Below are 13,529 nucleotides of genomic sequence, written 5' to 3' on the forward strand. Positions count from 1 at the left end.
GGTGGGCGGGGCGATAATGGCGCGGTGACCGCGAGCGTGCCTGGAGACGTCCCGCCGTCGTCCCGACCCGGACGGCTCGGCGTGGGCGTCGTCGGTGCGGGCCGCGTCGGCGCGGTGATCGCCAGCGCGCTGCGGGCAGCCGGCCACAGCGTCGTCGGGGCGAGCGCGGTGTCGCAGGACAGCCGAGACCGCGTCGACGCGCTCCTGCCCGGGGTCCCGGTGCTCGAGATCCCCGACGTCGTCGAGCGCGCCGAGCTCGTCCTCCTCACCGTCCCGGACGACGCCCTCGCCGGCCTCGTCCAGGGGATCGCCGACACAGGCGGCTGGCAGGCGGGCCAGATCGTCGTCCACACCGCCGGCCGGTACGGCACCGACGTCCTCGTGCCCGCGCAGCGGGCCGGGGCGATCCCCGTCGCCCTGCACCCGGCGATGACCTTCACCGGCACGAGCATCGACCTGTCCCGCCTGGTCGGCTGTCCCTTCGCCGTCACGGCTCCCGGGCCGGTGCTGCCGATCGGGCAGGCGCTCGTCGTCGAGATCGGCGGGGAGCCGGTGGCGCTGCCGGAGTCGGCGCGCCCGCTCTACCACGCTGCCCTCGCGCACGGCGCCAACCACCTCGTCACCCTGGTGACCCAGGCGATGCGCGTCCTCGGGCGTGCCGGCGTCGACGAGCCCGGGCTCTACCTCGGCCCGCTCCTCACCGCGGCCCTCGACGGCACCCTGCGCGACGGCGAGCTCGCGCTCACCGGCCCCGTCCTGCGTGGGGACGCCGGCACCGTGGCCGAGCACGTCGCCACCCTCGCGGCCCTCGCCGCCGAGGACGCGACCCTCAGCGACCTGCCGCCGGCCTACCGCACCCTCGCTCGGGTGACGACGCAGCGGGCCTGGTCCGCGGGCCGGCTCACCGACTCCGCCGCCCAGCTCCTGCTCGACGCCGTCGCCGAGGCGCCCGCCGTCGACGCTCCCGTCCACCCGGCAGCCGACCACGACGACGCCGCCGCGCCCGTGCCGTCGCCCGTCCTCGTGCGCACCCGCGAGGACCTGCGCGAGGTCCTGGACCGGCAGCGCGGCACCCGCGCCGTCGTCATGACGATGGGGGCGCTGCACGAGGGACACCTCGACCTCGTCCGCGAGGCTCGCCGCCGCGCCGACCACGTGGTCGTGACGATCTTCGTCAACCCCCTCCAGTTCGCGCCGGGGGAGGACCTCGACGCCTACCCGCGCGACCTCGAGGCCGACCTCGCCAAGCTCGCGAGCGTGGGTGCGGACGTCGTCTTCGCCCCCGGCCCCGAGACGATGTACCCGACCGGTGACCCACGCGTGCGGGTCGACCCTGGCCCGCTCGCGTCCGTCCTCGAGGGCGGGACCCGACCCACCCACTTCGCCGGCGTCCTCACCGTGGTCCTCAAGCTCCTCCACCTCACCCGGCCGCACGTCGCGCTCTTCGGGCAGAAGGACGCCCAGCAGCTCGCGCTCGTCCGGGCGATGGTGCGCGACCTCGACGTCGACGTCGAGGTCGTCGGCGTGCCGATCCGCCGGGAGCCCGACGGCCTGGCGATGAGCAGCCGCAACGCCTACCTCGGAGACACCGACCGGGCTGCCGCGCTCGCGCTCTCCGCCGCCCTCGAGGCGGCACGCGGGGCCGCCGGTGGCGGGGCCGAGCAGGTGCTGGCCGCCGCCCGGGAGCGTCTCGCCGCCGAGCCCGGCGTCCGGCTCGACTACCTCGAGCTCGTCCACCCTGAGACGATGGAGCCCGTGCCCGCGGGCGCGAGCGGGCCCACCCTGCTCGTCGTCGCCGCCTGGGTCGGGACCACCCGGCTCATCGACAACACGATTCTCGACCTCTGGAAGGACGAGTGACGATGCCAGCGCCCAGCTCGCTGCAGCGACCCATGCTCATCGGCAAGATCCACCGCGCCACGGTGACCGCTGCCGACCTCCACTACGTCGGTTCCATCACGGTGGACGCCGACCTCCTGGACGCCGCCAACCTCCTGCCCGGCCAGCAGGTCGACGTCGTGGACATCACCAACGGCTCGCGCCTCACCACCTACGTCATCCCCGGGGAGCGCGGGAGGGGCGACATCCAGATCAACGGGGCGGCCGCGCACCACGTGCACCCCGGCGACCTCGTCATCCTCATCGCCTACGGGATGCTCAGCGACGCCGACGCTCGCACCTACGAGCCGGCGGTCGTCTTCGTCGACGAGCACAACCACATCCTCGACGTCGGCCCGGAGCCGGCGCAGCTGCCCGCCGCCGCCGACGACGTGCCCTACCCCGTCGAGCCCAGCGGGGTCCCCTTCGCCGACTACCGCGCCGAGGCAGTCACCGGGCCGCGCTGAGGTGACGGGCGTCCTCGAGGGCTTCGCCGCGCTCGCGGCGCTCATCGCCCTCGGCGCCGTCCTCGCCCACGTCGGCTTCCTCACCTACGCCAGCCAGACGATGCTCGTCCGGCTGGCGTTCTGGGTGGCCAGCCCGGCGCTCCTGCTCACCGTCGTCGCCGACGCCGACGTCCACACCGTCTTCTCCTCGACCCTCGTCGCCACGGCGGGAGCGGTCGCGGGTGCCCTGGTCCTGTACCTGCTCCTCTCGCGGGTGGTCGCGCGGCGGCCGCCGCCGGAGACGGTCGTTGCCGCGCTGTGCTCGATGTACGTCAACGCCGGGAACCTCGGCCTGCCGGTGGCCGCCTACGTGCTGGGGGACGCCGCGCTCGTCGCTCCCGTCATCCTCCTGCAGCTCGTGGTGCTCCAGCCGGTCGCGCTCGCGGTCCTCGACCGCACGACGGCGGGAGGCGGGATGGGGGTGCGGCAGCTCGCGCTGCGCACGGTCCGCAACCCGCTCATGCTCGGCGCGGTGCTCGGCCTCGTCCTCGCGCTCACCGGCCTCCGGCTGCCCAGCGTCGTGCGTGCGCCCGTCGACCTCCTCGGTGGGATGGCCGTCCCGGCGATGCTCCTCGCCTACGGCGTCTCGCTGCGGCTGGGTCCCAAGCCCGGCGCCGGCTCGCCGCCGCGGGACCTCGTGCTCGTCGTCGGGCTCAAGCTCCTCGTCCAGCCCGCCCTCGCCTGCCTCCTCGGCATGGCCGTCGGGCTGCAGGACACCGCCCTCTACGCCGTTGCGGTGCTCGCGGCGCTGCCCACGGCGCAGAACGTCTTCGTGCTCGCCAGCCGCTACGACCGTGGCGTCGTCGTCGCCCGCGACGCGATCTTCCTCTCGACGATCGGTTCCGTGCCCGTGATCCTCGCCATCACCGCCCTGCTCACCTGACGCGTCCCATCCCCGAGAGCTGGGCTGTTCCTGTCGACAAGTCGGCTGTCGGCGACAGGTCGGCTGTCGGCGGTGGGGGTGGGGGCGGGGGCGGGTCTCCTCAGGCGGGGCGGGTGACGAGGCCGCGGATGTACTGCTCGGCCTCGGTCACCCGCATCGTGCGCGCGCCGCGGCGCTCGAGCTCGGCGATCATCCCCGGCTCGATGCGCGCGAGGTTGAGGCCGCGGCGCAGGAGTGTGAGCGGGGGCTTGCGGGCCTCACCGAGGTCGCGCAGGAGCCGGAACCAGAAGGTCTGCAGGCGCGGGCGCCACAGGCACAGGGCGTCGGCGAGGATGTCCTCGTCGCGGCACTCCGCGATGAGCTCGGCGGCGAAGATTCCCTCGGCGAGCACGATGGGGCTGCCGCCGGCGTCGAACTGGGTGGTCGTCGTGCGCCGGTTGGTCGGGATGTCGTACAGCGGCACCTCGGCGCGGCCGGTGCGGGCGATCTCGAGGAGCGCGGCGAGCGCGCCCTCACGGTCCCAGCTGCGCGGGTCGTCCCAGTCGACGATGCCGTACCGGCGGGGCAGCTCGGGGTGGTCACCGTCGCGGTAGAAGTCGTCCAGCGAGACCACCGGGAGGCCGAGTCGGCCCGTGAGCGAGGTCTTTCCCGACCCGGAGGGCCCGGTGAGAAGCACCACGCGAACGGGCGTGCGCCGCGCACCCGGCGGGATGTCGAACAGCCCGGGCTGGCTGACCTCGTCGGCGGCGGGACCGGCCTCGGCGTCGCCCGTGGCGCCGGTGCTCGTCGCGCTCATCGCCCATCCCCTCGTGCGCCGCCTCGGCCCGGCGCGTCCCGCACGAGGATAGCGCCGGGCCCGGCCCCGACGCGCCGCTGGATAGGATCGGGGGGTGAGTGAGACGACCCCCACCGTGCCGGTACCCGAGGATCTCGAGCAGGACGTTCCCGAGCAGGTCAGGGTCCGTGCCGAGAAGCGCGCCCGGATGCTGGCCGCGGGCGTCGACCCCTACCCCGTCACCCTCCCGGTCACGACGACCATCGCCGCCGTCCGCGAGAGGCACGCCGGTCTGGAGGCGGGGGAGGAGACGGACGACGTCGTCGGCGTCGCCGGGCGGGTCATGTACCTGCGCAACACGGGCAAGCTGTGCTTCGTCACGCTCCAGAGCGGGGACGGCACCCGCCTGCAGGCGATGCTCTCGCGCGCCGAGGTCGGGGAGGAGGCGCTGGCCGCCTTCAAGGCCGACGTCGACCTCGGCGACCACCTCTTCGTGCACGGCCGGGTCATCGCCTCCCGCCGTGGCGAGCTGAGCATCTTCGCCGACTCCTACCGGCTGGCCGCCAAGTCCCTGCGTCCGCTGCCCAAGACCTACGAGACCGAGGACGGCGAGCAGGTCGCGCTCTCCGAGGAGGGCCGGGTGCGCCGCCGCCACCTCGACCTCATCATGCGCCCGGCCGCCCGCGACATGGTCCGCACGCGCGCCGCCGTCGTGAGGTCGTTGCGCCGCAACCTCGACGAGCGCGACTTCCTCGAGATCGAGACGCCGATGCTCCAGGTCCAGCCGGGTGGTGCGGCCGCGCGGCCCTTCGTCACCCACATGAACGCCTACGACGTCGACCTCTTCCTCCGCATCGCGCCCGAGCTCTTCCTCAAGCGCGCCGTCGTCGGCGGGATCGACCGGGTCTTCGAGATCAACCGCAACTTCCGCAACGAGGGCGCCGACTCCAGCCACTCCCCGGAGTTCGCCATGCTCGAGGCCTACGAGGCCTACGGCTCCTACGACACGATGGCCGCGCTCACCCGCCACCTCGTCCAGCAGGCGGCGCTGGACGCCTTCGGGAGCACGACGGTCACCCTCGCGGACGGCAGCGAGTACGAGCTCGGGGGCGAGTGGGACGAGCTGTCCCTGTTCCCCTCGCTCAGTGCCGCGCTCGGTGAGGAGGTCTCCCCGCAGACCTCGCTCGCGGACCTCACCCGGCACGCCGACCGGCTCGAGGTCCCCGTCGCCCCGCACTACACGCCCGGCAAGGTCGTCGAGGAGCTGTGGGAGCACCTCGTCGGCGACCACCTCCACGCCCCGACCTTCGTGCGCGACTACCCCGTGGACACCTCCCCGCTCACCCGCGAGCACCGCTCGGTGCCGGGTGTCGTGGAGAAGTGGGACCTGTACGTGCGCGGCTTCGAGCTCGCCACCGCCTACTCCGAGCTCGTCGACCCCGTCGTCCAGCGCGAGCGCTTCGCCGCGCAGGCGCTCGTGGCCGCGGCGGGCGACCCCGAGGCCATGGTCCTGGACGAGGACTTCCTCCAGGCGATGGAGCAGGGCATGCCGCCGGCCGGTGGCATGGGGATGGGCATCGACCGCCTCCTCATGGCGCTCACCGGCCACGGCATCCGCGAGACGATCACCTTCCCGCTGGTCAAGCGCCTCTGACGGGCTGCTCGTCCTCCCGCGTCCGTGCGCCGGGGGCGGTGCACGGCTGCCCGGGGCGACGGCTCCACCGACCCTGGCCGCCTCACGGCGTCGTCGCCCGAACCCGCACGCGTACTGTGAGCCTCTGCCGGGGGAGACCCACGACACCGCGACGAACGGGTATGACGAGAGCAATGACTGCAGAATCTGACACGCCGGAACGGCCCGGTCGGTCGGTCGGGGTCCGCGAGGTGGCGGCGATGGCCGGCGTGTCCCTGGGCACCGTCTCCAACGTCCTCAACAACCCCGACCGTGTGGTGCCCAAGACGCGCGAGCGGGTCGAGCGCGCGATGCGGGAGCTCGGTTTCGTGCCGTCGCGGGCGGCGGGACAGCTCCGCAGCCGCAGGTCCGAGCTCATCGGCGTCGTCGTCCCCGACGTGGGGAACCCCTTCTGGGCGTCGGTGCTCCGGGGGATCGAGACGGTCGCCGACGGCGCGGGTCTCACGATGGTCGTCGGCTCGACCCGACAGGACCCCGCGCGCCAGCGGCACGTGCTGCGGGTGCTGGAGAGCCAGGGCGTGGACGGCCTGGTGATCGCGCCGATCGTCGAGCGTGCCGAGGACTGGGCCGCCTTCGAGGACCGCCGCTTCGGTGTCGTGACGCTCGAGCGGCAGGCGGCGGGCTCCTCGGGCGCCTGGGTGAGTCTCGACAACGTCGAGGGTGCTCGTCAGGCGATGGGCCACCTGGTCGACCAGGGGCACCGTCGTATCGCGCTCGTCAACGGTCCGACATCGGTGTCGTGGTGCGCCGAGCGGCGTGAAGGCGCCGTCCAGGCCGTCACCGAGCGTGGGCTGCGGGCCGCGGACGTCGTGGTCGACGTCGTCGTCGGCGACCTCACGGTCGAGGAGGGCGCCCGTGCGGTCGAGCCGCTGCTCGCCACCGGCGCGGTCTCGGCGGTGATGTGCGTGAACGACATGCTCGCCCTGGGCGCGCTCCTGGCCATGCAGCGACGGGGGACCCGGGTCCCGCAGGACATCGCCCTCGTCGGGTACGACGACGCGGACTTCGCCCCGGCGCTCAACCCGCCGCTGACGACGGTGCACCAGCCCGCCTTCGACATGGGGACCGCCGCGGCGGGCCTGCTCGTCCGGGCCGACGGGCGGGCACCGGGCGAGCACATCTCCTTCGAACCCCGGCTCGTCGTCCGCGGCTCCAGCGTCGTTGCCCAACCGTGACCTCCCTCAGTTGACACGAGCGCCACAACGGGACATTGTTGAACCGGTTCATAAGTGAACCGGTTCAAAGACGACGAAACGACGGGCACGGCAGCCCAGCCGCCCGCAGCACCACGAGGAGGATCCTGTGAATCGGGACCACGTCACCCGCCGGGAGTACGACGAGTGGCTCAACGAGGCGGCGAGCCTGGCTCGTGCCCTGCGCTACCCCGTGACGGCCGAGATGGTCAACGACAGCGCCGGTATCGTCTTCGGCGACGACCAGTACGAGGCCTTCACCAACGGGCTGTGGTCCCGTGAGCCCTACGAGGTCATGGTGATCTTCGAGGCGCTCAACGAACCCGCCGTCGACGGTCTGCCGACCGCAGGGGCCGGCCACGCCGAGTACGGCGGCCTGTGCGACAAGCTGATGATCGTGCACCCGGGGAAGTTCTGCCCGCCGCACTTCCACCAGCGCAAGACCGAGAGCTACGAGGTCGTGCTCGGCGAGATGGAGGTGTTCTACTCCCACCGCCCCGTGGCCGTGGGGGACGAGGACGTCGTCGAGTTCTCGCCGATGGCCGAGGGCGCTGCCTGGCCCGAGGGCGTCGCCCTTCCCGCGGGCAGGGAGGACTCCTACGCCGAGCTCACCAGCTACGTCCGCCTGCGCGCCGGGGACCCGAAGTTCGTCATGCACCGCAAGCACCTGCACGCCTTCCGCTGCCCGGCGGACTCGCCGGTGCCCCTCGTCGTGCGGGAGGTCTCGACCTACAGCCACGAGCCGACCGAGCACGCCCAGGGCAACCCCGCCCCCCTGCCCTCCTGGGCAGGGCTCCACGACAACGCTTTCGTCGCGCCCGCCGCCAACTCCGGGCGTCTCGCGACGGCGATCCGCTAGCCCCCTCCACCCACCCGTCCATCCCGTCAAAGGAGACCACCATGCGCACCCTCACCTCCGTCGCGGCCCTCGCCGTCGCGGGCCTCATGCTCACCGCCTGCGCCAGCGGCGCCGACGAGCCCGCTGCCGACGCCGCCAGCGGGGACGCCCCGGCGACCGAGTTCGAGGCCAAGGACCCGCTCACCCTCGGGTACTCGGTCTACGACCTGCAGAACCCCTACTGGCAGTCCTACGCCGCGGGCGTCGAGGCCGGCGCCGAGGCCGCCGGCGTCGACGTGACGGTCGTCGACCAGAAGTCCGACCAGCAGCAGCAGGTCTCCGGCAGCCTGGACCTCGTCAACCAGGGGATCTCCGGACTCATCGTCACCCCCGTCCAGCCCTCCGCGCTCCCGGCGACGATCGACGCGGCGCACGACGCCAAGATCCCGGTCGTCATCGCGGACATCGGCACGGCGGGCGACTACGACGCCTACATCCAGTCCAACAACGTCGACGGTGGCGCGCTCGCCGCCGACTACGTCATCGAGCAGCTCGGGGACGTCCCGGGCCCGCACAAGGTCGGTGTCATCGAGCTGCACGCCGGCTCCGTCGTCGGCGAGGAGCGGGTCGCCGAGTTCGTCTCGACCATCGAGGCGCACGAGAACTTCGAGATCGTCTCGAGCCTCGACGGCAACGACACCGTCGACGGCGGCTTCGCGGCCGCGCAGGACATGCTGTCCGCGAACCCCGACCTCGAGGTCATCTACGCCGCGAACGACGACTCGGCGATGGGCGCGCAGCGGGCGATGGAGACGGCGGGCAAGTCCGTCGCCGACGGGTTCATCCTCATCGGCTTCGACGGCGCCGACGGCGCTCTCGACCTCATCGAGCAGGGCCTGATGAGCGCGTCGGTCGCGCAGGACCCGTACGGCCAGGGCGTGAAGGCCGTGGAGACCGTCCTCGCCCTGCTCGACGGCACGGTCGAGTACGACGACGCCGCCAGCAGGACGATCTTCTTCCCGGTCGAGATCGTCACGGCGGAGAACCTGGACGACTTCCGCGCGTCCCGCGCCGCCCAGGACTGAGACGACGACGGGTGGGGGCGCGCGGGGACGCCGCCCCCACCCGGCCGTGAAGGACCCGGTCGTGAAGGATGGAGACAAAGCGATGACGACAGTGCTTCAGGTGAAGGACGTCGTGCAGGAGTACCCCGGCGTCCGGGCGCTCAAGGGAGTGTCCCTGGAGCTGCGCGCGGGCCAGGTCCTCGGACTGGTCGGCGAGAACGGCGCCGGGAAGAGCACACTGATCAGGATCCTCGGCGGTATCGAGACGCCGGTCCGGGGTGAGGTCGCCGTCCAGGGCCGGCCCCGGACCTTCCGCAGCTCCGCGGACTCCCAGGCCGCGGGGATCAGCGTGGTGAGCCAGGAGTTCCGCCTGGTCTCCCAGCTGTCCATCGCCGACAACGTCTTCCTCGGGCACGAGTCGACGACCGCGGGGGTCGTGGACGGCGCCGGGACGCGCCGGCGGACGGCCGAGCTCCTCGACCAGCTCGGCCTCGACCTCGACCCGGACCGGCCGGTCTCGTCCCTCACGGTGGGCGACCGGCAGATGGTCGAGATCGCCCGGGCCCTGTCCCGCGAGTTCGACGTCCTCATCATGGACGAGCCCACCGCCGCTCTCAACGGAGCGGAGATCGGCCGACTCCACGGCATCGTGCGCCGCCTCGCGGACCAGGGCAAGGCGATCATCTACGTCTCCCACCACCTCGACGAGATCTTCGAGATCTGCCACGACGTCGCCGTGCTCCGCGACGGCGAGCTCGTCGCGCACGCACCCACCGCCGAGCTCGACGAGGCGCGCCTCGTCGAGCACATGCTCGGCCGCAAGCCCCAGACCCTCGACCGGGCGACCGGCACCGCTAGTGACGCCGCCGTCCGCCTCGAGGTCCGCGAGCTGCGGGTGCCCGGTGTCGCGAGCCCTGTCAGCCTCAGCGTGCGCGCCGGGGAGATCCTCGGGCTCGCGGGCCTCGTCGGCTCCGGCCGCACCGAGCTCACCCGCGCCCTGTTCGGCGACCTCGTCGCGATGGGCGGGGAGGTCCGCATCGACGGCCGCCCCGTCCGTCTGCGCTCGAGCCGTGAGGCCATGCGCAACGGGCTGTTCATGCTGAGCGAGGACCGCAAGGGGGAGGGGATCCTGCCCCACCTCGACGTCACCGAGAACGCGATGGTCTCGCGGGACAGGTCCGCCCTCCCGCTGCGTCAGCGGCTCCTGCCGGTCGGCAGCGACGAGCGGGCCCAGTTCACGCGGCTGCGCGACCTCATGCGCATCCGGGTGCCGCACGGCCGGCAGCTCATCGGGAACCTCTCGGGCGGCAACCAGCAGAAGGTCCTCCTCGGCCGGGCGCTCCTGTCCGGGTGCTCCGTCCTGCTGCTCAACGAGCCCACCCGAGGGGTCGACGTCGGCGCCAAGGTCGACATCTACCAGCTCATCCGGCAGCTCGCCGAGTCAGGGGTGGCTGTCATCGTCTCGAGCTCGGACGCTCCGGAGCTCGCCGCCATCACCGAGCGCTGCGCGGTCTACTTCGCCGGCCGCCAGGTCGCCGAGCTGCACGGTCGCGACGTGACCGAGGAGAACATCGTCGGAGCATCTGTCGGTCAGACCGCGGAGGAGATCACCCATGCCTGAGGCACCCACGACCGCTGCGGCCGCCCTGGTCGCCGACGAGCGCGCGCGGTCCGCCGAGCGGGCGCGACGAGCGGACCACCGCCGTCGCCTCATGCAGAACGCCGGCGTCCTCATCCCGTTCCTGCTCGTGCTCGTCGCCGGGCTCCTCGTCGTGCCCAACTTCTCCTCGTCGTCGAACGTGACGAACGTGCTCGTCAACGCCGCGATCCTGGCGATCGTCGGTTACGGCATGACCCTCGTCATCGCGGTCCGCGGCATCGACCTGTCGGTCGGGTCGGCCCAGGCACTGGCGGCCTGCGTCGCCGCGGCCGCCGTCAACGCGGCCGGTCCGCTCGTCGGCGCGCTCGTCGGGATCGGCGTCGGCGCCGGGCTCGGGCTCGTCAACGGGCTCATCGTCACCCAGCTGCGGGTGCCGGGCTTCATCGCCACGTTGAGCACGATGAGCGTCTTCCGCGGCCTAGTCCTCCTCTTCACCGGCGGCGCACCGATCATGGTCGCGTCCGTGGGCTTCAAGTCGGTCTCGACCAGCTCGGTGCTCGGGGTCCCGGTGCCCTTCCTCCTCGCGGTCGTGCTCGGCGCCGCAGCCGTGTTCGTCCTCGGCCGGATGCGCTTCGGCAAGCACGTCGTCGCGGTCGGTGACAACCCCGAGGCGGCGGTCGACACCGGCATCAGTGTCAACCGGGTGCTCCTGTGGGCCTACCTCGTCGCCGGTGCCTCCGCGGGCGTGGGCGGGGTGCTCCTGGCGAGCCAGCTCGGTGCCGTCAACGGCTCCGTCGCGTCGGGCCTCGAGCTGCAGGCCATCGCCATCGTCGTCCTCGGTGGCACGAGCATGGCGGGCGGGCGGCCGCGCATCGCCGGCACGTTCGTCGCCGCCCTGCTGCTCTCGATGATCAACTCCGGCCTCAACCTGCTCAACGTCCCCTCGTTCTACCAGTACGTCGCCCTCGGCGCCCTGCTCGTGTTCGCACTCAGCATCGACGGCGCCCAGCGGGCCGCCGTCCGCCGCATGCTCGTCGGGAGGATCTCGTGACCACCACGGACCAGCTCACCACCGCACAGACACCCCCGGGTGGCCCGACCCGTCCCGGCGACCGCCCCGGCCTCGCCGGAGCGGTGTGGCGGGTCCTCTCGCAGCAGTACCTCGTCGTCGCGCTCGTCGCCCTCTGCCTCGCGGTCGGGCTCGCCCGGCCGGCCTTCTGGGGGACGGGGAACCTCTCCAACCTGCTGTTCCAGGCGTCCTTCGTGGGTCTCGCGGCGGTCGGGATGACGCTGCTCATCGCCGGTGGACTGCTCGACCTGTCCGTCGGCGGCGTCATCGCGGTGAGCTCGATCGCGGTCGCGACCGTGCTGCCGCACACGACGATCGGGGCGGCGATCGGCCTGGCGCTCCTCATCGGGGCCGGGCTCGGGCTCGTCAACGGGCTGCTCGTCACCTACGTGAGGATCGCCCCCTTCATCGCCACCCTCGGCACGCTCTACCTCTTCCTCGGCCTGGCGTTCATCTGGACCTCCGGCTCGGTCGTCCCGATCACCTCGAGCAACTACCGGGCGCTGACGACGGGCACCGTCGGCTGGGTCCCCGTGCCGTTCCTCGTCTTCGCCGCGACCGCCGTGGCCGGCTACCTCCTCCTCAAGCGCACGTACTTCGGCCGGACGGTGCGCGCGTTCGGCTCCAACGAGCGTGCCGCGGTGCTTGCCGGCCTCCCGGTCAACCGGGCGAAGGTCACCGTGTTCGTCGTCGCCGGCGTGTGCTTCGCCCTCGCGGCGGTCTTCATGGCCGGACGCCTGGCCTCGGCGGAGGGCAACATGGCCATGGGCTTCGAGATGGACGTCATCGCGGCGGTCGTCGTGGGCGGCACCGCGCTGCGCGGTGGCCGCGGCACGCTGCTCGGGACCGTGGTGGGCGCGCTGCTCTTCGCCGTCCTGGCCAACGCCCTCAACCTCCTCGGTGTGGCGTCCTACTGGCAGTACGTCCTCACCGGCACCGTGCTCGTCGCCGCCATCGCCATCGGCGCCCGGCGGGCGTCGGCCGCCGAGGTCCGGGGGGCGGGCTGATGGGGTTCGGGGGTGACTCCGTCCCGCTGCCCGACGGCCTGCGCCATCTTGTCGGTGCGACCGACCAGCTCGTGTCCGTGGAGCGTCTCGTGCGTGACGACGGACCCGGCCGCGGCGCGCCCGTGCTCGCCGTGCGCAACCCCCGGGGGATCTCCTTCGAGGTCCTGCTCGACCGGGCGATGGACCTGGGGTGGGCGGACGCGGCAGGCCTGCCCCTCGCGTGGCGCTCGTCCCGCGGGCCGGTGAGCTCCGCCCGGCACGAGCCCGAGGGCACCGGCTGGACGAGGACCTTCGGGGGCGGCCTGCTGACCACGTGCGGTCTCAGCTCGACGGGTGCGCCCTCGGAGGTGGACGGCGTCCGGCACGGCCTGCACGGGCGGGTGGGTCACGTCCCCGCGGAGAACGTCGGCTGGCGGCTCGTCGACGACGGCGACGACCGCGCCGTCGAGGTGACGGGCGACGTCGTCGAGGCGGGGCTCGGCGCGCCGACGCTCCGGCTGAGGCGACGCATCGTCGCGAGCACGACGACGGCCCGCCTCCGGGTCGAGGACACGGTGCGCAACGAGGGGTTCACCCCCGCCGCGCACATGTTCCGCCACCACCTCAACCTCGGGTACCCGCTCGTCCAGCCGGGGACGGTCGTCACGGCGACCGCCGACGCCGTCGGGGAGCGGGACCGTGCCGACGGCTGGCAGCCCCTGCCGTGGACGCTGGACGCCCCCGTGGTGGCCCCGGAGACCGTCCTGTACTGCCGGCCGCGGGCGGGGAGCACCGCGACGACGACGGTGCGGGCGCCCGGTGGTGAGTGGCTCGAGGTCGAGCAGTCCGTGCCCACGTTCCCGCTCCTGGTGCTCTGGCGCGACCCGACGCCGGGCGTCAACGTGCTCGGCGTGGAGCCCTCGACCTCGCGGGACGGCGGCCGTGCCCAGGCCGAGCGGGACGGCGAGGTCGTGCGGCTCGACCCTGGAGTGGCACGCTCCTACGTGACGGTGGTGCGCGCCGGCCGCTGAGCCGGGAGACGGC

11 protein-coding genes and 2 pseudogenes are annotated in these 13,529 nt (G+C 73.1%); 12 read left to right on the forward strand and 1 reads right to left on the reverse strand.

Features of this window, described 5'->3' with window-relative positions; all coding sequences use genetic code 11:
* Nucleotides 1-24: 24 nt before the first annotated feature.
* The 4 genes and pseudogenes from GD632_RS15805 to GD632_RS00085 form a co-directional block, all read left to right on the forward strand.
* A pseudogene (locus GD632_RS15805) lies at nucleotides 25-948 on the forward strand (Rossmann-like and DUF2520 domain-containing protein); the annotation flags it as partial.
* 135 nt (nucleotides 949-1,083) lie between these two features.
* Nucleotides 1,084-1,860 (forward strand): annotated as a pseudogene (gene panC, locus GD632_RS15810) (pantoate--beta-alanine ligase); the annotation flags it as partial.
* A gap of 2 nt (nucleotides 1,861-1,862) precedes the next feature.
* Entirely contained in the window at nucleotides 1,863-2,345 is a 483-nt protein-coding gene (gene panD / locus GD632_RS00080; protein ID WP_152187405.1) for an aspartate 1-decarboxylase, read from the forward strand.
* Between the two features lies 1 nt (nucleotide 2,346).
* Nucleotides 2,347-3,267 carry an AEC family transporter gene (locus GD632_RS00085; RefSeq protein WP_152187407.1) on the forward strand — a complete coding sequence of 307 codons (921 nt, stop codon included), beginning with the start codon at nucleotides 2,347-2,349 and terminating at the stop codon, nucleotides 3,265-3,267.
* A 100-nt stretch (nucleotides 3,268-3,367) separates the two neighbouring features.
* On the opposite strand, the gene GD632_RS00090 is transcribed toward GD632_RS00085, so the two are convergent.
* Nucleotides 3,368-4,063, reverse strand: a complete 696-nt coding sequence (locus tag GD632_RS00090; RefSeq protein ID WP_152187410.1) for a uridine kinase family protein — start codon at nucleotides 4,061-4,063, stop codon at nucleotides 3,368-3,370.
* A gap of 94 nt (nucleotides 4,064-4,157) precedes the next feature.
* Between GD632_RS00090 and lysS the strand changes: the two genes are divergently transcribed.
* From lysS to GD632_RS00130, 8 genes are all read left to right on the forward strand, one after another.
* The gene (gene lysS / locus GD632_RS00095) at nucleotides 4,158-5,696 is read left to right on the forward strand and encodes a lysine--tRNA ligase (RefSeq protein ID WP_226924364.1); all 1,539 of its coding nucleotides are present in this window, start codon (nucleotides 4,158-4,160) and stop codon (nucleotides 5,694-5,696) included.
* A gap of 173 nt (nucleotides 5,697-5,869) precedes the next feature.
* A complete protein-coding gene (locus GD632_RS00100) occupies nucleotides 5,870-6,910 on the forward strand; it encodes a LacI family DNA-binding transcriptional regulator (protein ID WP_193311269.1) in 1,041 nt (346 codons plus the stop codon).
* Nucleotides 6,911-7,037: 127 nt separating this feature from the next.
* Nucleotides 7,038-7,787, forward strand: a complete 750-nt coding sequence (locus GD632_RS00105) for a cupin domain-containing protein (protein ID WP_152187415.1) — start codon at nucleotides 7,038-7,040, stop codon at nucleotides 7,785-7,787.
* Nucleotides 7,788-7,828: 41 nt separating this feature from the next.
* Nucleotides 7,829-8,851 (forward strand): substrate-binding domain-containing protein, encoded by a 1,023-nt coding sequence (locus GD632_RS00110; RefSeq protein WP_152187418.1) that lies wholly within the window; start codon nucleotides 7,829-7,831, stop codon nucleotides 8,849-8,851.
* 82 nt (nucleotides 8,852-8,933) lie between these two features.
* Nucleotides 8,934-10,451, forward strand: a complete 1,518-nt coding sequence (locus tag GD632_RS00115) for a sugar ABC transporter ATP-binding protein (protein ID WP_152187420.1) — start codon at nucleotides 8,934-8,936, stop codon at nucleotides 10,449-10,451.
* Complete coding sequence (locus GD632_RS00120) at nucleotides 10,444-11,481, forward strand: ABC transporter permease (protein WP_152187422.1); 1,038 nt, start codon at nucleotides 10,444-10,446, stop codon at nucleotides 11,479-11,481. Before GD632_RS00115 ends, GD632_RS00120 begins: the two co-directional genes overlap by 8 nt.
* Nucleotides 11,478-12,506, forward strand: a complete 1,029-nt coding sequence (locus GD632_RS00125) for an ABC transporter permease (RefSeq protein WP_152187424.1) — start codon at nucleotides 11,478-11,480, stop codon at nucleotides 12,504-12,506. The genes GD632_RS00120 and GD632_RS00125 overlap by 4 nt, the downstream gene beginning before the upstream one ends.
* A complete protein-coding gene (locus GD632_RS00130; protein WP_152187426.1) occupies nucleotides 12,506-13,516 on the forward strand; it encodes a DUF4432 family protein in 1,011 nt (336 codons plus the stop codon). Before GD632_RS00125 ends, GD632_RS00130 begins: the two co-directional genes overlap by 1 nt.
* Nucleotides 13,517-13,529: the final 13 nt, after the last annotated feature.

The sequence above is a fragment of the Georgenia satyanarayanai genome, assembly GCF_009193135.1.
In the GTDB taxonomy this organism is placed as follows: Bacteria; Actinomycetota; Actinomycetes; order Actinomycetales; family Actinomycetaceae; genus Oceanitalea; species Oceanitalea satyanarayanai.

Coding starts and splice junctions, on each gene's coding strand:
- panD (WP_152187405.1), top strand. CDS start 1,863: ATGCCAGCGCCCAGCTCGCTGCAGCGACCCATGCTCATCGGCAAGATC.
- GD632_RS00090 (WP_152187410.1), bottom strand. CDS start 4,063: ATGAGCGCGACGAGCACCGGCGCCACGGGCGACGCCGAGGCCGGTCCC.
- GD632_RS00100 (WP_193311269.1), top strand. CDS start 5,870: ATGACTGCAGAATCTGACACGCCGGAACGGCCCGGTCGGTCGGTCGGG.
- GD632_RS00110 (WP_152187418.1), top strand. CDS start 7,829: ATGCGCACCCTCACCTCCGTCGCGGCCCTCGCCGTCGCGGGCCTCATG.
- GD632_RS00115 (WP_152187420.1), top strand. CDS start 8,934: ATGACGACAGTGCTTCAGGTGAAGGACGTCGTGCAGGAGTACCCCGGC.
- GD632_RS00120 (WP_152187422.1), top strand. CDS start 10,444: ATGCCTGAGGCACCCACGACCGCTGCGGCCGCCCTGGTCGCCGACGAG.
- GD632_RS00130 (WP_152187426.1), top strand. CDS start 12,506: ATGGGGTTCGGGGGTGACTCCGTCCCGCTGCCCGACGGCCTGCGCCAT.